The sequence below is a fragment of the Flavobacterium potami genome, from assembly GCF_020026915.1.
In the GTDB taxonomy this organism is placed as follows: Bacteria; Bacteroidota; Bacteroidia; order Flavobacteriales; family Flavobacteriaceae; genus Flavobacterium; species Flavobacterium potami.
Genome location: NZ_JAINUY010000008.1, coordinates 92,823 through 111,606 on the forward strand (window position 1 = coordinate 92,823; position 18,784 = coordinate 111,606).

The following is an 18,784-nucleotide window of genomic DNA, read 5'->3' on the forward strand; positions in this document are numbered from 1 at the left end:
AATTTTTTCTCAATATTGTCAGTCTGAGCGAAGTCGAAGACCCGCAATCTAAATCGCCAATCTTTGTAGCGCTGATTCGGGTAATTTTCCGCCACGAATTCACGAATTAATTGAACAAAAATTCGTGAATTCGTGGCGGAAAAAATATTACACAAAAAACAAATCCCAAACTCCAACAAAATTGGAATTTGGGATTTTAAATATTTGAAATTTAAATATTAACCAACAAGGTTAATTATTTTGCCAGGAACAATAATCACTTTATTTGGCGTTCTACCGTCTAATTGTTTTTGCGTTCTTTCGTCTTTCATTACAATTTCTTCGATTTGTTCTTTGGTTAAATCCAAAGGCAACTCGATGGTGAAACGCATTTTTCCGTTGAAAGAAACTGGATATTCTTTATTGGTTTCAACCAAATGTTTTTCTTCAAAAATTGGGAACGCAACATCAGAAATTGAAGTTGTGTGCCCTAATTGCGACCATAATTCTTCTGCAATATGAGGAGCATAAGGCGAAACCAAAATTGCTAAAGGTTCTAAAATCGCTCTTGAATGGCAATTTTGAGAAGACAATTCGTTTACGCAAATCATAAACTGAGAAACCGAAGAATTGAAAGAGAAATTCTCGATATCTTCCGCTACTTTTTTGATTGTTTTATGCAACGATTTCAAATTGTCTTTTGTTGGTTCGTCGTTGTTTACGATTAAGCCATTATCATCAAAATACAATCTCCATAATTTTTTAAGGAAACCAAAAACTCCCGAAATTCCGGCTGTATTCCAAGGTTTTGCCTGCTCTAATGGACCTAAGAACATTTCGTATAAACGTAATGTATCAGCACCGTATTCTGCACAAATATCATCTGGCGTTACCACATTATAGTATGATTTTGACATTTTTTCAACCTCACGACCTACAATGTATTTTCCGTTTTCATCAAAGATAAATTCAGCTGTATTGAAATCTTCTCTCCAAGCTTTGAACTTTTCGATATTTAATTCATCCGAAGAATTAACAAAATTAACGTCAACGCGAATTGGCTGTACTTTTTGATCTGCAATTTTATTTTTAGACACAAAAGTATTAGTTCCTTCTAATCTGTAAACATAAGCCGTTGTTCCCAAAATCATTCCCTGATTAATCAGTTTTTTGAATGGTTCTTCGGTTGGAGCTAAACCTTTATCTTTCAAGAATTTGTTCCAGAAACGAGAATACAATAAGTGACCCGTTGCGTGCTCACTTCCTCCAATGTATAAATCTACACTTTCCCAATATTTCAAAGCTTCTTTAGATGCAAATTCATTTTCATTATGCGCATCCATGTAACGCATCCAATACCATGAACTTCCCGCCCAACCTGGCATGGTGTTTAATTCTAAAGGAAAAATCGAAACATTGTCTACTAAATCTGTATTGACAACTTTATTTTGTTTGGTATCCCAAGCCCAAACTGCAGCGTTTCCTAATGGAGGCAAACCGTCTTCAGTTGGTAAATACTTCTCTACTTCTGGTAAAATAATTGGCAAATGTTGCGCATCAATCATTTTTGGAAGTCCATTCACATAATAAACCGGGAATGGCTCACCCCAATAACGCTGACGAGAGAAAACAGCATCACGCAAACGGTAGTTGGTTTTTCCAGTTCCCTGACCAATTTCCTCCAATTTTTCGATTGCTTTTTTAGTTCCCTCTTTATAATTTAATCCGTTTAAGAAATCAGAATTTGCGATTTCAACGTTGTCTTTAGAACCGTAAGCTGCTTCAGAAATATCAACATTGGCAAAAATGTTTTTAATTTCCTGCATTCCGTTCTGACCTTTAAAGAAATTAGCAAAAGCATAATCTCTTTCGTCACCGCAAGGAACCGCCATAACCGCTCCTGTTCCGTAACCTGCCAAAACATAATCTCCAATCCAAACCGGAATTGGTTCTTTTGTAAATGGATGCTCAGCATAAGCTCCTGTAAATGCACCAGAAATCGTTTTTACATCGGCCATACGCTCGCGTTCAGAACGTTTAGACGTTTTTTCGATATAGGCTTCAACTTCTGCTTTTTGCTCTGGAGTTGTAATTTTAGCAACCAAATCGTGTTCTGGCGCTAAAGTCATAAATGTCACTCCGAAGATTGTATCAGGGCGAGTTGTGAAAACTTCAATAAAATTTGTTTCAGGTTTCACGTTTAAAGTTTTCCCACTTTCCGCATCAACCTGTGACTTGGAACTTGAAACTTGAAACTTAACTAAAGCACCAACCGATTTACCAATCCAGTTTCTTTGCGATTCTTTGATCGATTCACTCCAATCGATATCATTTAAACCATCAAGCAAACGTTCGGCATAAGCAGAAATTCGCATGCTCCATTGTGTCATTTTTTTACGAATAACCGGGAATCCTCCACGCTCAGAAACTCCATTTACGATTTCGTCATTTGCCAAAACAGTTCCTAAACCTGGACACCAGTTTACTTCTGTTTCTGCCAAGTAAGTCAATCTGTATTGTAAAAGAATTTGTTCTTTACGATCTTCTGAATAAGAATTCCATTCGTCAGCTGTAAAAATTGCTACATTATCATCGCAAACAGCTTCTACCAATTCATTTCCACTTTCTTCAAAAACAACTACAAGCTCTGAAATATCAAATGCTTTTCCTTGTTTTTTGCAGTACCAAGAATTGAATAATTGGATAAAAATCCACTGAGTATGTTTGTAATAATCAGGATTTGATGTACGAACTTCACGTCCCCAATCAAAAGAAAATCCGATTTTATCTAATTGTTTTCTATAACCAGCAATTTGTTTTCCTTCTTTATCAACTCCTCCGTCAATATTTACGCGAGTTGTATCTTCCGGACGTTGACCTGTCTGAATTGCATATTGCTCAGCTGGTAATCCGAAACTATCATATCCCATTGGATGCAAAACATTGAATCCTTGGTGTCTTTTGAAACGAGAATACACATCTGAAGCAATATAACCAAGAGGATGCCCAACATGCAGTCCTGCTCCTGATGGATAAGGAAACATGTCTAAAACATAATGCTTCGGTTTTTCAGAATTGTTTTTGGCAGCAAAAGTTTGATTTTCTGCCCAATACTTCTGCCATTTGGCGTCTATTTCGTTTGGATTGTATTTCATTTTTAAGTGACTAAGATTCTAAGTGACTAAGGTTCTAAGCTTTTCACTAAATTAATTATGCCGCAAATTTACATTTATTGTGGCTTGTTCCAAAGCTATTTCTCTGACAAACAAATAATTTTACTTATTACGTATTCTTAGTTAAGTAAAAACACGTATTATTGTGATTAAAAAATACTTATTTACTACTGAGTCTATGTCTGAAAATAAGAAATATAAAGTTGAAGTCCGCGTTTGGATTGAAGGAACTGACGGCGCTTTTCTTGGAATTGGTAAAATCTGGCTTCTAGAAAATATTCAAAAAACGGGATCGATCACTAATGCTGCAAAAGAAATGAAAATGGCCTATCGACAAGCTTGGCAATTGGTTCAAGAAATGAATGAGCGTGCCGAATCTCCTCTGGTTGAAAAACTTTTAGGCGGAAAAGGTGGTGGTGGCGCGCGATTAACTGAAGCTGGCGAAAGAGCTATTGCTGTTTTTTATGAAGTTGAAAAACGAATTAAGGAATTTGCTCAGAAAGAAACTCAGAATTTGAAATTTTAAAAGGTTAACTGTGAGAAAATTTAACCGCAAAGCACGCAAAGATTTACGCAAAGAAACGCAAAGTTCTTTATAATTTAAATTTAAGCAAAGCTTTATCTACACTCAGCTTTGCGAACTTAATATTTAGATCTTACTTGCACTCAAAAAAGAAACTTTGCGTGCTTTGCATTAAAAATTCACTAACTTTTGTTACACTAAGATTTGCAAACTTTGCGTTAATAACATTAAACGTTAAAAAATCTTTGCGTTCTTTGCGATTAAATTCCAACAAGAATCAACTTTTTATTTGATATCTAATTGTACATTTATAGTATAAAAGTTCGTTAATAACTTTAAATAAAGAAATTCTTTATTATTTTTACCACATAATTTAAGCAGACTATGAGTTCTAACTTTGATAAATTTCAAAAGCGCAGGTTAATTTCCTCTTATTTTTCGGTAGTATTAAGTGTTTTTCTAGTATTATTCCTTTTGGGAGTGCTAGGATTATTCATCATTAATTCTAAAAACTTGGCAGATGATTTTAAAGAAAAAATCGCCATGACCGTTTTCTTTAAAAATGAAGCAAATGACAGCGTTGTTAAAGCATTTAATACAGAATTAAAAAGAGCACCGTTTGCGCTTTCTTATGTTTATGTTTCTAAAGAAAAAGCAGCTAAAGAACATACCGATATTATCGGAGAAGATTTCTTGACCTTTTTAGGAGAAAACCCATTATTGAACTCCTACGACATTCACTTAAAAGCTGATTATGTTGAAAGAGACAGTATCGTTAAAATCGAAAACCGTTTCCGTAAAAATGCGATGGTTTCAGATATTGTTTACGATAAACAATTGGTAAATCTGGTAAATGACAACATCAGAAAAGTAAGTATGTGGATTTTGATTATCAGCGGTTTCTTGACTGTTATTGCTGTTTTATTAATTAATAGCTCACTTCGTCTCTCTATACATTCTAATAGATTTATCATCAAAACCATGCAAATGGTTGGAGCAACAAAAGCGTTTATCCGTAAACCATTTGTAACCAGAAGTGTAAAACTAGGAATGTTGGGTGCCGGATTAGCAATTATCGCCTTGATTGCACTTTTACTTTATGTAGAAACCAATTTCCCTGGTTTAGGAATCTTAGAAGACAAAGCATTAATCGGATTGGTTTTATTGGCCGTTTTCGGATTAGGAGTTTTAATTACCTGGGTAAGTACACATTTCGCAACACAACGTTTCTTGAATTTAAGAACTGACGATCTTTATTAATTTTAGATTTTAAAAAAAAATAAAAATGAAAAACAACAATAAAGAACAACAGGTACAAGAAAGAAAACAAGAATTCCTTTTTGACGGAATCAATTACAAAATCTTATTGATTGGAATTGGTGTTATTGCATTAGGATTCATCTTAATGTCTGGCGGAGGAAGTACAGATCCTAATGTTTTTAACGAAGAAATTTTCAATTTTAGACGTATTCGTTTAGCTCCGACAACTGTTTTAATCGGTTTTGGAATCACGATTTATTCTATATTCAAAAAATCTAAATAAATAGATTAAGATTATTTTGTCACCTTAGCAAAATCGAAGGGCAATCTAAAATCTGAAATCTAAAATCTAAAATTATAAATGAACACATTACAAGCTATTGTTCTTGCCATTATTGAAGGAATTACAGAATTTCTACCTGTTTCTTCGACTGGACACATGATTATTGCCTCTTCTTTTTTTGGAATCGCACATGATGATTTCACTAAACTTTTTACCATCGTAATTCAGCTTGGTGCAATACTTTCGGTTGTAATTTTATACTTCAAACGTTTCTTTCAAACCTTTGATTTTTACTTTAAACTTTTAGTCGCTTTTATTCCTGCAGTCGTTTTTGGTTTATTATTAAGCGATTTTATTGATGGATTATTAGAAAATCCTGTAACAGTTGCGATTTCACTTTTAATTGGAGGAATTATTTTATTGAAAGTTGACGAATGGTTCAACAATCCAAACACAGCTGAAACTTCTCAGGAAATCAGTTATTTGCAAGCCTTAAAAATTGGATTATTTCAATGTCTCGCAATGATCCCTGGAGTTTCTAGAAGTGGAGCGAGTATCGTTGGTGGAATGTCTCAAAAATTATCTAGAACTACTGCAGCAGAATTTTCATTTTTCCTTGCAGTTCCAACTATGTTGGGCGCAACTGCAAAAAAATGTTACGATTATTATAAAGCAGGTTTCGAATTATCTCATGATCAAGTAAACATGCTGGTTATTGGAAACATTGTCGCTTTTGTTGTGGCACTTTTAGCTATTAAAACTTTCATCGGATTCTTAACTAAAAACGGATTTAAAGTTTTTGGATATTACAGAATCCTTGCTGGAATCATTTTATTATTGATTCACTTTTTCATTCATCCGCTTACGATTATATAATGACACCTGAAGAATATTTAGACGGACAAGTTTTATTGATTGATAAACCATTAAAATGGAGTTCGTTTCAAGCTGTCAATAAGCTAAAATACCTTTTAATTAACAAAGTCGGACTTCCTAAAAAGTTCAAAATCGGTCACGCGGGAACTTTAGATCCTTTAGCGACGGGACTTTTATTAATCTGTACTGGAAAATTCACTAAAAAAATTTCCGAACTACAAGGTCAGGCAAAAGAATATACTGGAACTTTTTATATCGGAGCCACTACTCCATCATACGATTTAGAAACGGAGATTGATCAAACTTTTCCAACCGATCACATCAACGAAGATTTGATTCACGAAACGGTAAAACAATTTTTAGGTGAGATTGATCAAAAACCACCTATTTTTTCTGCCATTAAAAAAGATGGTGTCCGTTTATACGAACACGCACGTGCGGGAGAAACTGTAGAAATTGCGAGTAGAAAAACCACAATTCACGAATTTGAAATTACCCGAATTGCTCTTCCTGAAGTAGATTTTAGAGTCGTTTGTTCTAAAGGAACTTACATTCGCTCTCTTGCTTACGATTTTGGAAAAGCAATGCATTCTGGTTCGCATCTAACCGTTTTACGTCGAACTAAAATTGGCGATTACGATGTTAAAAATGCAATCGATATTACCTTGTTTGAAGAAAGCTTTAAATAGCTAAAAAATAAAAAAGCACATTACTTTCTTATGGAGTAATGTGCCTTGTTCCTAAAGTGATAAGTAAAATTATTGCATACTTATTTCCCTGAGTTAATAATGAGGCACATTTTTTCCTCCAAATAAAAATGAAGAGAAGAAATCATAAAACCTTTCGAATAACTTTTTCATAATAGTGTACTTTTTAATTGTTAAACATTAAATAAACACCAATAAAAAGAGTAAACCTGAAAGTTATAATAGACGTGGGTTAGCAATACTAAGATACGAAATTCAATTCAAGATAAAAAGACTTTAAGATAATTTTATCAACCAAATTATTTGTTTGTCAACACATTAACCAAAACTATAGTCGATTATACTTGATATTTTCCATAATTTCTACCAACTCATTCTGTACCGAAATTCCTTTATCTGCCAAGTACCACAACTGCAAATCTGTTTTAATTTTTTCATCAATTGGCCCAACTTCTCTTTTGTGCTTCGCCATTAATTCGGAGGCTCCTTTTGGTCTTGGTCCCCAATCTGTACGCGCGATTCCGGCTTCTTTACAAATAACAATTACTTTTGGAATTGCCCTTCCGCCATTTGTCAAATAATGACTCATCAAATCTTCATTTTCATCTCGAAATGCTACTCTTAAATCGATTTTTTTATTGGAAGCCAAAGCCATTTTATTTAAAATTGGAAGAATCTGCGCCGCATCGCCACACCAGCCTTCCGAAAGAACCAACCAGATATAATGATTGTCCAAGTTTTGAAGTTTAGCCGCAACATCATAAGAAATGGTAATCGTTTTTTCTAAACGGTTCATTCTCGCTTCATTCAATTTAGAATAATTGGTCAAACTTTCCGACTGTTCGTTTCCAGTTGATTTTCCTTCAGACAACAAATCGGTTACAATCTTTCTATATTCACTATAAGGATGACTATTGAACAATGCTTTGGCTACGATGCTTTTCATATTTAATTGATTTTTAGGATAGCATAAAAATACAAATTTTTGAAATGACAGAGAAATGACATTTGTCACATTTAATAGTCTATTTTAATTTCTTTCAACAATAATTTTTAAATTGTTGTTTTTACCGCAAAGCACGCTAAGCCATTTTTATTTGGAGCGCAAGCGAGATCTAAATATTAAGTTCGCAAAGCTTTGTCAACATAAAGCTTTGCGAACTTAATAATTTCCTATTGCAACACTTAGGATAAAATTCTTAGCGTGCTTTGCGGTAAAAAAACAAATCCCTTTAAGAGACTTTATAAGTCTAAAATAGGACGTTCGATTAATTTTTTGCAAACATTATTTTTAAAAATCAGAATATGTCTATATTTGCACAAATTAACGCGACACACACATGAAATATAAAAGAATTCTTCTAAAACTTAGCGGCGAAGCGCTGATGGGTGATTTACAATATGGTATAGACCCGAAAAGATTAGCCGAATATGCAGATGAAATCAAGCAGATTCACGACAAAGGAGTAGAAATCGCCATTGTTATTGGAGGAGGAAATATATTTAGAGGCGTTGCTGGTGCAAGTGCCGGTATGGATAGAGTTCAGGGAGATTACATGGGAATGCTTGCAACCGTTATAAACGGAATGGCATTACAAGGCGCTCTTGAAGATAAAGGGATGAAAACTCGTCTTCAAACAGCATTAAAAATGGAATCTATTGCAGAACCTTACATCAAAAGAAGAGCAGATCGTCATCTTGAAAAAGGAAGAATTGTCATTTTTGGTGCAGGAACTGGAAATCCATACTTTACAACTGACACGGCAGCAGTTTTAAGAGGAATCGAAATTAATGCAGATGTTATCCTTAAAGGAACTCGTGTTGATGGTGTTTATGATTCTGATCCAGAGAAAAACGCTTCGGCAGTAAAATTCGACTTTATTACTTTTGATGATGTTCTGAAAAAAGGATTAAACGTTATGGATACCACTGCTTTTACATTAAGCCAGGAAAACAAATTACCAATTGTTGTTTTTGATATGAACAAAATCGGTAACCTTTTGAAAATCTGCGACGGCGAAAACATCGGAACTGTAGTAAATATATAGTCGTCAGTAACAGTTTACAGTCGCATGCCGACTTTTGCTGAAAACTGAGAATGAAAACTGAAAACAAAAAAAAATGACTGAAGAAATAGACTTTATTTTAGAAAGTACTGAAGAATCAATGAACGGTACTATTGCACACTTAGAGAAAGAATTTCTTAATATTCGTGCAGGAAAAGCTTCTCCGGCTATGCTTGGAGGTGTATTTGTAGATTACTATGGATCTCAAACACCGCTTTCTCAGGTATCTAAAATTAGTGTTCCAGATGCTAGAACAATTACATTACAGCCATTTGAAAAAAATATGCTGCAGGCAATCGAGAAGGCAATCTTAATCGCGAACATTGGTTTCAACCCAATGAATAACGGTGATATGGTTATTATTAGCGTACCACCATTAACAGAAGAGCGTCGTCGTGATTTGGCTAAACAAGCTAAATCTGAAGCAGAAGATGCTAAAATCGGTATTCGTAACTCTCGTAAGGATGCAAATACTGATATCAAAAAACTAGAAAAAGAAGGAACTTCTGAAGATGTTTGTAAATCTGCAGAAGAAGAAGTTCAAAACTTAACAAACGCTTACATCAAAAAAATCGATGAATTATTAGCTTTAAAAGAAGCTGAAATCATGAAAGTATAAGTAAGATTTGTGATAAAATTAAAAATCCGTTTGGTTAATGTACCAGACGGATTTTTTTATTCATACTTTTGCATACGAAAATTAAATTCTTTTCGTTTTTGAAACTATATCATTCTGTATGAAGCTATTTTGTTTTTTGACTTTGTTTTTTACGCTTACTCTTCAGGCGCAAATTCAAATAAACGGAATCATAACCGATTCAAACAATAAACCTCTTCCGTTTGCTACCATTACAACTTCTGAAAACAATAACACCATTACAGATGTTGACGGTAAATTTATTTTCAAAATCAGTGCATCGGCAAATACACTTACCGTTTCTTATATTGGTTTTCAGACCAAAACTATCGCTTTATTAAAGAATAAAACATTTTACGCCGTTTCTCTTGTACAGCAAACAGATGATTTAAAAGAAGTTGTTATTTCTAATGAAAATCCCGCTTTAGCAATAATACGAAAAGTTATTGCCAACAAATCGTTCAATGATCCGCAGAAAAAACTCAATAATTTTGAATATAAAACGTATAACAAGCTTATTGTAACAGCAAATCCGGACTCGATTGACGGTCGAATTGATTCTTCTGCCGCTTATAAAAATCTTGACAAAAAAGAAATTAATATAGATTCTTCGGATTATAAATTCAAGGAAATTATAAGCAAACAGCATTTATTTCAAACCGAAAAAGTTTCTCAGTATCAATTCGGAAATCATAAATTAAAAGAAACAGTTTTAGGAACTAAAATTGCGGGATTCAAGCAGCCGATTTACGAAGTTCTGGCTTTCAACCTACAATCTATTTCTATTTATGATTCGAAATACGAACTGTTCGAAACAAAATATGAAAACCCTATTGCAACGAATGCACCAGCGAGTTACAATTATAAATTATTGGACACTGTAAACATTCGCGGACGTGATACTTATATGGTTTATTTCAAAAACAAATCAAAAAGAAAATCATCCGGATTAGAAGGCGTACTGTATATTGACAAAGAAAATTTTGCTGTCGCGAAAGCGGTAATGCGAATCAAGGGCGTTTTGGACATCAGCGGAATTCATGAATTTGAATATATTCCAAAAGAAAAAATTTGGTTTCAAAGCAATACTACATTCAAAATTGTAAAAGGAAAAAACGACGATGATATCAGAATTTTGGGTGGAACAATTCAATTTGACGGAGATGTCGAAGATAATTTCGAACCACGAAAAAAAGTCGCTTCCGATTTTACTTACTTAATCTCTGAAAGTAATAGTTTTGACATTCGTTTCAACACCAATAATCCGATAAAAAACCCATCGCTTTATATCGAAATTAACGACGATGCCGCTAAAAAACCAGAAAATTTCTGGGAAGCTTATCGCAAAGAAAATCTAGATTTAAAAAGTCAAAAAACGTATTTATTATTGGATAGCCTTTCTGTAAGAAACAGAATTGAAAAACGCTTGGGAATTGGGCGAAAAATCATCAATGGCTTCTATCCTATTGGTCCTGTTGATTTAGATTTAAAGAAAATCATCAGTTATAATAATTACGAAGGTTTCAGACTTGGTTTGGGCGGAATCACAAACGATCGTCTTTCTAAAAACTTCAGAATTGAGGGTTATGGTGCCTACGGAACAAAAGATGGTGTTTTTAAATACAGCGCGGGTTCTGGCGTTTTATTAGACAAATATACCAACACTTGGCTGAACGGATATTATACCGATGATGTTAGAGAGATTGCGAGTACCGTTTTTGCGGTGGACAAACGTGTTTTCAAAATCTACGATCCTAGACCAATTAATATAAGTACTTTTTATCATTATACGGGTTGGAAAGCCAATGTCCAGACGAAAATTATTCCAAAAACAGAAGCTATTATCGAATTGGCCAGAACGCATATTGAACCTAAATTTGATTATCTTTTTAATTACAACGGGCAATTGTACTCTAATTATATCATGACGACCGCAATGGCTTCAATTGTTTGGGCGCCTTTTAGCGATTATATGCAAACTCCAACAGGAAGAACAGAATCAGAAAAGAGATTTCCTAGGTTTACATTTCAATTTACGCAATCTTTGCCAAATGTTTTGGAAAATGATTTCAAGTTCAGCAAAATAGATTTTAAAACAGAGTACGAGAAAAAATACTTAAACGGTCAAAAGACCAGTTTACTTTTGCAAGGCGGTTATGCAACTGGAGATGTTCCTATTACGCATTTGTATAATACGATGCCGAACAACCTAACAAAAGAAACTGTAATTCAACGTATTACTTTTGCAGGAAGAAACAGTTTTGAAACCATGTTTTTCAATGAATTTTTCTCAAGCCAATATTTGTTCTTTCAGATTAAACATGGTTTTGACAGAATTAAAATAATGAAGAAAGTTCGTCCTTCTTTGGTCTTAGTAACCAGAATGGCTTGGGGACATATGGAAAATCCTGAACAGCATGTCGGGCCGGAATACAAAACACTAGACAAAGGTTTCTTTGAATCGGGAATTGAATTGAATAAGATTTTTAAAGGTTTCGGTTTAGGCGGGTTTTATCGTTATGGCCCAAATCAGTTGTTGAAATTTGAAGATAATATCGCGGTTAAGATTTCTTATGTACTTGACCTTGGGCTTTAAAAAGTTTTTTTTGCCACGAATTTCACTAATTACACCAATTTACTTTGCGCAAATTTGATTGTCCAATTTCACTAATTACACACAATTAATTTGTGCAAATCTGTGCAATTTGTGGCGAAAAACTACGCAAATAAAAATGACAAATTCGTGAATTCGTGGCTAAAAAAAATCCCAAACTCCAACAATATTTGGAATTTGGGATTTAAAAAATTTGAATTTTTAAATTATTTATGGCTTAAGAATCAAAACCGAAGGCGTATTATTCAACCAAATACTTTGAGATTCAATTAATTTTTTCCAGCTGTCCAAACTAATAATCATGAGGTTTTGGCTTTCTAAAAACTCTTTTTTGATTGTTCTTTCATTCATAATCATAATATGATTTGGAGCAATTTGCTCAATCGATCGAATGGTTTCCTGAACATCACGCATGTTTTTTAATTCTCCACTCGCATCCAAAGTTGTAATTTGCGATCCGTTATTGCTGATTAGTTTTTTGGCATACTCAATTAAAAAGGCATCTTCTTTACTAAAAATCGGAATAAAAACCTGATTAACCTCATCCAAATCTTTATCAATAAAAATTCCAACTGGCATTTTAGCTTTCGAAATAATATGGCGGGTTCTTTCGTCAAACGGGTTATTTTCGAACAAACCTTCTTTTCCTGTAAACTTATCAATCAAACGATCTGGATTTACAATTCGCGTGGTGAATCCGAGAATCTTTCCTAGCAACGTGCCATCAAAAATAGATTGTCCTAACCCCACTAACAACAGGTCATATTCTCCCTGATTTGCTGTATCAATAATATCCGAATCAATATCATTTGTCACTTTGAACAAACTTATCATATTTTGATTCAAACGTTTCGATTCTTCAATAATTGGAACGAGCATTTTACGTTCGTGTTCTTTTACATCAAACGAGTGTATTTCGGTACTTAAAGACAAATGCATTGCAGTAACAATAGAATTGTCTGCTTGTTTCTTCACCAGACTGTTTGCAATTTGAAGTAATTTTTTTCCTCGTTCCGGTGTAGCAAAAGACAATAGAATTTTGAACTTGCTTTTTGTTCCAATTTCCTGCGGAACCTCTGTAATTTTATCTTTAAAAATAAATCCGATGAAATCTAAAGCAGGTCCTGTCATAAAGGTAGTTATCAAAGCCATAATGACCATCATCGTGAAAATTTCTGTAGACAAAACTCCGAGATCATAACCGATATTAAGCACTACCAATTCCATTAAACCACGAGTATTCATAAGAGCTCCAATGGCTAAACTGTCTTTCCAGTTTTGTCCCATAAATTTTGCTGCAAAGGCGCTACCAAAAAACTTACCAACTACGGCAACCAAAATGATCAAACCAGTAATTTTCCACAATTCAGGATCGTTTAACAATCCAATTTGCGTACGTAAACCTGTAAAGACAAAGAATAACGGCAATAAAACAATAATAGAAACGTCTTCTACTTTTTCGATAAATATATTTCTGAATCTGTTATTCTCAGGCATGATTGCTCCAGCCAAGAAAGCACCAAACAAAGCGTGAATTCCGATTAATTCTGATGCATATGCAGAAATCAATAAGGTGATAAAGAAAATTGCCACAACAGGTTTGTTCAAACTTTCTCTTGTCGAATTTAAATCACCTACTCTTTTTAAGAACGGACGAACAATTTTCAGCATAATAATTACATACAGAATTGCCATTCCAATTACATACAAAGAGCTTGCGAGCGAACCTGCTTTTACAATTGCAATTACAACAGCCAAAATACACCAAGCCGTAATATCGTCTGCGGCGGCGCAAGTAATCGCAATTGTTCCTAATTTGGTTTTCTGCATTCCTCTTTCCTGAACAATTCTTGCCAAGACCGGAAAAGCAGTAATACTCATTGCAATTCCCATGAATAATCCGAAGGAAGAAAACGCTACACCTAGCGGCGCAAAAGTTCCGTAGATAAAATAAGCTAGCACTAATCCTAATGCAAACGGAATAACGATACTGGCGTGACTAATAACTACCGCATCATGAGCTTTATTTTTTAAAACCTTTAAATCCAATTCCATTCCAATCACGAACATGAAAAGAATCAAACCGATTTGACTTAAAAACTGTAAATTCCCTAAAGATTCCTTTGGAAATAATAATGCCGAAAACTCTGGAAAATACATTCCGACCAAAGAGGGGCCTAATACAATTCCGGCAATCATTTCACCAATTACAGATGGTTGTCCGATTTTTCTAAAAAACCACCCAAATAATCTTGCTACCAAAATAATCGTAACGATTTGCGCCAGTAAAATTGCTAGTGGATGTTGCAGGTTTTCTGCCATTGAATGAAGAAAATCATTCCAATGATTACTTTCTATTTGTTTCTTAACAACATTGCGCCCCACTTCTAATGATGCGCCTTTTGAAATAACCCAATATATTAATGCCGTAAAGCCTCCAATGATTGTAACATAGAATAGAGAGTTCTTAATTTTATTCATAACTCGTTCTTTTTATTTAATGCGGCAAATATCAGAACTGGGCTTTACGTGAGGAAGTAAATATTAGCTTTATTTTGGCCTTATGTAACAAGTCGGGAAAAATTTGTAATAAGATCTATAATTTTACTTTCTTTAAAAAATCAGAACGATAGGTTTCGCTTAGGATTAAAGTTGTGTTTTTGCTGTTTTCTTCCAAATGATGCAGGACAATTTCGTTATGATTAAAAAACTTAATGGCCTTGACCGCTACGATTTCTTTTTTATTAACCCTACAAAAATCAGCATCTGGCAATTCATTCAAAAGCGTATCAAATTTAACATTTTTAAGATTCAAAAAACTACCATCTGTAAGCAAAACCATTTTATCACGACTATCGCTTAAAGCCGTTTTGATGTATTGAATTTTATTGAAATAAAGCAACGTTTTTCCTTTATCGGTATTCAGCTGAATAAACTTTTTAGCCGAATTCGATTTTTCAAAACGTTCTAAAGCTTTTGTAATTGCTTTTTGAAGGCGTTCTAATTTTACCGGTTTTGTAATGTAATCGACAGCATCAATATTAAAAGCTTCTGCTGCATAATCTTTATAAGCCGTACAGAAAATTACCAATTTGTCCTGCAGTTTTTCGGCCAAATGAAGTCCGTCGATTCCCGGCATTTCTATATCCGAAATCAACAAATCGAAATCTAGATTAGCAAAATCAGACAGCAATTTTTCAGGATCGTTGCAGGTTTTCACAATTTCCAGTTCCGGAATTTGTTCGCAAAGCATTTTCAAGTACGTCAATCCTGGAAGTTCATCGTCCAGAAGCAAGCATTTCAGTTTTGTATTCAAGTAAATCAATTTTTAGATGAGCTATATAAACATCGTTTTCTATAAACTTATCGAGTTTGAAATTATTCTTATAAATAATACGAAGACGATGTTCGAGTGTTTTATGACCTATACCTCCTCGTTCTTTTTTGAGCATTTTTTTATCCGAGATTTTGTTTGAAACCGTCATATAAAAGGCATTGTCTTTAAACTCAAAAACAACAGAAATAAAAGCATCTGCACTTTGAAGATCGGCGTGTTTAAAAGCATTTTCGATTAAATCAATAGAAATCAAGGGCGCCAATAAAGGTTGATCGTACAATTTGTCTTCTTGATTGATATTGGTTTTGACTTTTAATTCAAAAAGCGGACTGATTTTTATTTTATTGATTTCTATCAAATTCAATGCAAAATCAATTTCTTCTTTAGCTGTGACAAATTTCTTTTTGCTTTCGTACAAAATATAATCCAGGACATTCGCCAGTTTATCCAAAGCAAAATAAGTTTGATAGGCGTGCGACTGAATCGAATTTAGAATATTCTTAAACAAATGTGGATTTAGTTTTGATTCTAAGTTTTCGAGCTGTAAATCGTTTACTTTAGATTCTAAAGCATAAAAACTCTTTTCGGCATTTTCTTTTGCTTTTTTAGTTTGCATTAATTGATAAATCATAAAACAAATGATGACAACTAAAAGCAATAAAATTGCCAGAAAAATAAAAATAAGTGTATTGTTTTGTTGCATCGAGATATTTTATTTTTTCCAAAGTTATGCAATCGAATTTCGGTATTTCAATACAAATATGAGAAAACCTAACGGTTCTATAACAAAAACTTGAAAAATTATAGCTGTTAAAAAGCTTTCCAATTTGTGTTAACATTAAGTAAAATACAATGGATTTTTTATGATTTCGAGCTCTTTTCACTACATTTGCATCCATTTTTTAAAGATGTTATGAAAAACACTATTCAAGTTGGATTTTGGGAAAAATTGGCCCGAATCATACTTAAAAACCGAATTACGATTCTGGTTATACTTTCTGCTTTAACGCTTTTTTTTGGTTACCAATGGAAAAACCTTGCAATGACTTATACTGAAGCAAACCTGCTTCCTAAAGATCATATTGCAAATAAAGATTATCAAAAATTCCTTGATAAGTTTGGCGAAGAAGGAAATCTTATCGTTATTGGTTTTAAAGATCCTAAATTCTTTACTCCAAAAAACTACGCAGCTTGGAATGAATTGATGACAGGTTTAAAAAAATCTAAAGAAGTTGATTTGATAGTTTCTTTAAATGATTTGAAAAAATTAGAAAAAGATACGGTTAACGAAAAATTTGTTTTAGCGCCTTTTATTGATCAAAGTAAAGTTCTAGATCCTGTTTATTTAAAAGGAATTCAGCACGAATTGTTTAACAATTTGCCATTTTACGAAGGACTTTTGTTCAATAAAGAAAGCGGAAGTATTCGTTCTGCGGTTTACATCAATAAAAACTTGGTAAATACTGCGAACAGAAAAACTTTTATTCTTGAAAACCTGGTTCCGAAAATCAATAAATTCGAAAAAACAACAGGAATTGATTTGAAAGTTTCTGGAATGCCGTATATCAGAACGATCAATGCGGATAATATGAAAGGTGAAATCGGACTTTTTATTGGAGCGTCTTTATTGACCGTTTCATTGATTTTCTTTTTCTTTTTCCGTTCGTTTAGAGCTACATTTATTTCGATTTGCATCTTGATTGTTGGCGTAACTTGGTCGTTTGGAACACTTGGATTATTTGGATATAAAATCACGATTTTAACCGCTATTATTCCACCGCTAATTATCGTAATCGGAATTACAAACTGTATTTTCTTGATTAATAAATACCAGCAGGAAATTAAAATTCATAACAATCAGGCAAAAGCTTTACAACGTGTAATTTCAAAAATTGGACATTCGACTTTTATGACCAATTTAACGGCTGCCATTGGTTTTGCAACCTTGATGATTACAGGAAACGAATTGCTTTTTGAATTCGGATTAGTAACTTCTATCAACGTGCTTTCTGTTTATACTCTGACACTTTTTATCGTGCCAATTATTTACAGTTTTATGCCGTTGCCAAAAGCGAAGCATTTATATCACTTAGACAAAACTTATATTTCTACACTTTTAAATACAGTTACAACAATCGTTAAAGGCAAAAAGACAATTGTTTATTGTATTTACGCTGTTCTATTTCTTGTAAGTTTGAATGGAGTGAGACAAATGAAAGTTTCAGGAAGTTTGATTGGTGAAATGCCAAAAAGTGCTTCTTTCTTTAAAGATATTTTATTCTACGAAAAAGAGTTTAACGGAGTAATGCCTCTTGAAATTATGGTGGATACCAAAAAGAAAAAAGGTGTTATGAAGGCTTCTACAATTCGTAAAATGGATGAATTGCAGAATACAATTTCTGAAATTCCAGAATTGGCAAAACCAGTTTCTGTAGTAAACTTGGTGAAATATTCTAAACAGGCTTTCTACAACGGAAACCCGGAATATTATCAATTGCCGACTTCGCAAGAGCAGACTTTTATTTTGAGTTATGCTAAAAATGCGACTAAAAACAGCAAAGAAAATCTAATGAAAGCTTACGTTGATTCGACTGGACAATACGCACGAATCACGACTTTCATGAAAGACATTGGAACTGATGAAATGGCGAAAGTAGAAGGAAAACTTCGTAAAAAAATCGACGAGATTTTCCCAAAAGACCGTTTTGAAGTTACGATTACAGGAAAAGCATTGGTTTTCCAGAAAGGAACAACTTATTTGGCTCACAACTTAATCGAATCGTTGCTTTTTGCAATTGCAACTATTGCATTTTTGATGCTGTATTTATTCCGTTCTTTCAAAATGGTAGCGGCTTCTTTGATTACGAATATTTTACCGCTTTGTATTACTTCTGGATTAATGGGTTATTTCGGAATTCCGTTAAAACCATCAACGATTTTAGTATTTAGTATCGCTTTCGGAATCTCGGTTGATAATGCCATTCAGTTTATGGCGAAATACAAAGACGAATTGACTCAAAATAAAGGAAAAGTAAAAAAATCTGTTTTCAGCGCTTTAAGAGAAACGGGAGTAAGTACTTTCTATACTTCTATCGTTTTAATTTTAGGTTTTGCGACTTTCACACTATCAAGTTTCAGCGGAACAATTGCTTTAGGAGGATTAATTTCTTGTACTTTGGTTTTCGCTATGTTTGCTAACTTGGTAGTTTTACCATCGCTGGTTTTAACTTTCGAAAAGAAAAAAACGAAGAAAGAGGATTTGGAGAATTTGCAGAAGTAATTCTTCATCCAAAAAAATATCTGCCACGAATTCACGAATAAAACACAAA

General features: G+C 33.6%; 14 protein-coding genes. 9 read left to right on the plus strand and 5 right to left on the minus strand.

Annotated features, from left to right (window positions below; translation table 11 throughout):
* Positions 1-218: 218 nt before the first annotated feature.
* Positions 219-3,134 (minus strand): leucine--tRNA ligase, encoded by a 2,916-nt coding sequence (gene leuS, locus K6T82_RS21005; RefSeq protein ID WP_223710312.1) that lies wholly within the window; start codon positions 3,132-3,134, stop codon positions 219-221.
* Positions 3,135-3,297: 163 nt separating this feature from the next.
* Here leuS and K6T82_RS21010 point away from each other — a divergent pair, with 163 nt between their 5' ends.
* The 5 genes from K6T82_RS21010 to truB all read left to right on the plus strand — a co-directional run bounded on the left by K6T82_RS21010 (position 3,298) and on the right by truB (position 6,783).
* On the plus strand, positions 3,298-3,678 hold the full coding sequence (locus K6T82_RS21010) for a winged helix-turn-helix domain-containing protein (RefSeq protein WP_223710314.1): 381 nt from the start codon (positions 3,298-3,300) through the stop codon (positions 3,676-3,678).
* A 381-nt stretch (positions 3,679-4,059) separates the two neighbouring features.
* On the plus strand, positions 4,060-4,935 hold the full coding sequence (locus K6T82_RS21015) for a cell division protein FtsX (RefSeq protein WP_223710316.1): 876 nt from the start codon (positions 4,060-4,062) through the stop codon (positions 4,933-4,935).
* Between the two features lie 25 nt (positions 4,936-4,960).
* Complete coding sequence (locus K6T82_RS21020; protein ID WP_223710319.1) at positions 4,961-5,218, plus strand: DUF3098 domain-containing protein; 258 nt, start codon at positions 4,961-4,963, stop codon at positions 5,216-5,218.
* A 78-nt stretch (positions 5,219-5,296) separates the two neighbouring features.
* Positions 5,297-6,094 (plus strand): undecaprenyl-diphosphate phosphatase, encoded by a 798-nt coding sequence (locus K6T82_RS21025; RefSeq protein WP_223710322.1) that lies wholly within the window; start codon positions 5,297-5,299, stop codon positions 6,092-6,094.
* The gene (gene truB / locus K6T82_RS21030) at positions 6,094-6,783 is read left to right on the plus strand and encodes a tRNA pseudouridine(55) synthase TruB (protein WP_223710324.1); all 690 of its coding nucleotides are present in this window, start codon (positions 6,094-6,096) and stop codon (positions 6,781-6,783) included. Before K6T82_RS21025 ends, truB begins: the two co-directional genes overlap by 1 nt.
* Before the next feature lie 346 nt (positions 6,784-7,129).
* On the opposite strand, the gene K6T82_RS21035 is transcribed toward truB, so the two are convergent.
* Positions 7,130-7,747: a thioredoxin family protein gene (locus K6T82_RS21035; protein WP_223710327.1), complete on the minus strand. Its 618-nt coding sequence runs from the start codon at positions 7,745-7,747 to the stop codon at positions 7,130-7,132.
* 394 nt (positions 7,748-8,141) lie between these two features.
* On the opposite strand from K6T82_RS21035, the gene pyrH reads away from it, so the two are divergent.
* The 3 genes from pyrH (at position 8,142) to K6T82_RS21050 (ending at position 12,100) form a co-directional block, all read left to right on the plus strand.
* Entirely contained in the window at positions 8,142-8,849 is a 708-nt protein-coding gene (gene pyrH, locus K6T82_RS21040; protein ID WP_223710329.1) for a UMP kinase, read from the plus strand.
* A gap of 73 nt (positions 8,850-8,922) precedes the next feature.
* Positions 8,923-9,486 carry a ribosome recycling factor gene (gene frr, locus K6T82_RS21045; protein ID WP_184159515.1) on the plus strand — a complete coding sequence of 188 codons (564 nt, stop codon included), beginning with the start codon at positions 8,923-8,925 and terminating at the stop codon, positions 9,484-9,486.
* A 118-nt stretch (positions 9,487-9,604) separates the two neighbouring features.
* Positions 9,605-12,100: a DUF5686 family protein gene (locus tag K6T82_RS21050; RefSeq protein WP_223710331.1), complete on the plus strand. Its 2,496-nt coding sequence runs from the start codon at positions 9,605-9,607 to the stop codon at positions 12,098-12,100.
* A 228-nt stretch (positions 12,101-12,328) separates the two neighbouring features.
* Here K6T82_RS21050 and K6T82_RS21055 read toward each other — a convergent pair whose 3' ends face one another.
* The 3 genes from K6T82_RS21055 to K6T82_RS21065 all read right to left on the minus strand — a co-directional run bounded on the left by K6T82_RS21055 (position 12,329) and on the right by K6T82_RS21065 (position 16,158).
* Entirely contained in the window at positions 12,329-14,599 is a 2,271-nt protein-coding gene (locus K6T82_RS21055; protein WP_223710333.1) for a cation:proton antiporter, read from the minus strand.
* A gap of 115 nt (positions 14,600-14,714) precedes the next feature.
* The gene (locus K6T82_RS21060; RefSeq protein ID WP_223710335.1) at positions 14,715-15,434 is read right to left on the minus strand and encodes a LytR/AlgR family response regulator transcription factor; all 720 of its coding nucleotides are present in this window, start codon (positions 15,432-15,434) and stop codon (positions 14,715-14,717) included.
* On the minus strand, positions 15,397-16,158 hold the full coding sequence (locus K6T82_RS21065) for a sensor histidine kinase (protein WP_223710337.1): 762 nt from the start codon (positions 16,156-16,158) through the stop codon (positions 15,397-15,399). Before K6T82_RS21065 ends, K6T82_RS21060 begins: the two co-directional genes overlap by 38 nt.
* Positions 16,159-16,368: 210 nt before the next feature.
* Here K6T82_RS21065 and K6T82_RS21070 point away from each other — a divergent pair, with 210 nt between their 5' ends.
* Positions 16,369-18,735, plus strand: coding sequence for an efflux RND transporter permease subunit (locus K6T82_RS21070; protein ID WP_223710339.1), 2,367 nt, complete (start codon positions 16,369-16,371; stop codon positions 18,733-18,735).
* Positions 18,736-18,784 lie beyond the last annotated feature (49 nt).

What these genes read in the sequence shown, in the direction of transcription:
- frr (WP_184159515.1), top strand. Translation starts at nt 8,923, where the DNA reads ATGACTGAAGAAATAGACTTTATTTTAGAAAGTACTGAAGAATCAATG.
- K6T82_RS21035 (WP_223710327.1), bottom strand. Translation starts at nt 7,747, where the DNA reads ATGAAAAGCATCGTAGCCAAAGCATTGTTCAATAGTCATCCTTATAGT.
- K6T82_RS21025 (WP_223710322.1), top strand. Translation starts at nt 5,297, where the DNA reads ATGAACACATTACAAGCTATTGTTCTTGCCATTATTGAAGGAATTACA.
- K6T82_RS21055 (WP_223710333.1), bottom strand. Translation starts at nt 14,599, where the DNA reads ATGAATAAAATTAAGAACTCTCTATTCTATGTTACAATCATTGGAGGC.
- K6T82_RS21050 (WP_223710331.1), top strand. Translation starts at nt 9,605, where the DNA reads ATGAAGCTATTTTGTTTTTTGACTTTGTTTTTTACGCTTACTCTTCAG.
- pyrH (WP_223710329.1), top strand. Translation starts at nt 8,142, where the DNA reads ATGAAATATAAAAGAATTCTTCTAAAACTTAGCGGCGAAGCGCTGATG.
- truB (WP_223710324.1), top strand. Translation starts at nt 6,094, where the DNA reads ATGACACCTGAAGAATATTTAGACGGACAAGTTTTATTGATTGATAAA.
- K6T82_RS21065 (WP_223710337.1), bottom strand. Translation starts at nt 16,158, where the DNA reads ATGCAACAAAACAATACACTTATTTTTATTTTTCTGGCAATTTTATTG.
- K6T82_RS21070 (WP_223710339.1), top strand. Translation starts at nt 16,369, where the DNA reads ATGAAAAACACTATTCAAGTTGGATTTTGGGAAAAATTGGCCCGAATC.
- K6T82_RS21020 (WP_223710319.1), top strand. Translation starts at nt 4,961, where the DNA reads ATGAAAAACAACAATAAAGAACAACAGGTACAAGAAAGAAAACAAGAA.
- K6T82_RS21015 (WP_223710316.1), top strand. Translation starts at nt 4,060, where the DNA reads ATGAGTTCTAACTTTGATAAATTTCAAAAGCGCAGGTTAATTTCCTCT.
- leuS (WP_223710312.1), bottom strand. Translation starts at nt 3,134, where the DNA reads ATGAAATACAATCCAAACGAAATAGACGCCAAATGGCAGAAGTATTGG.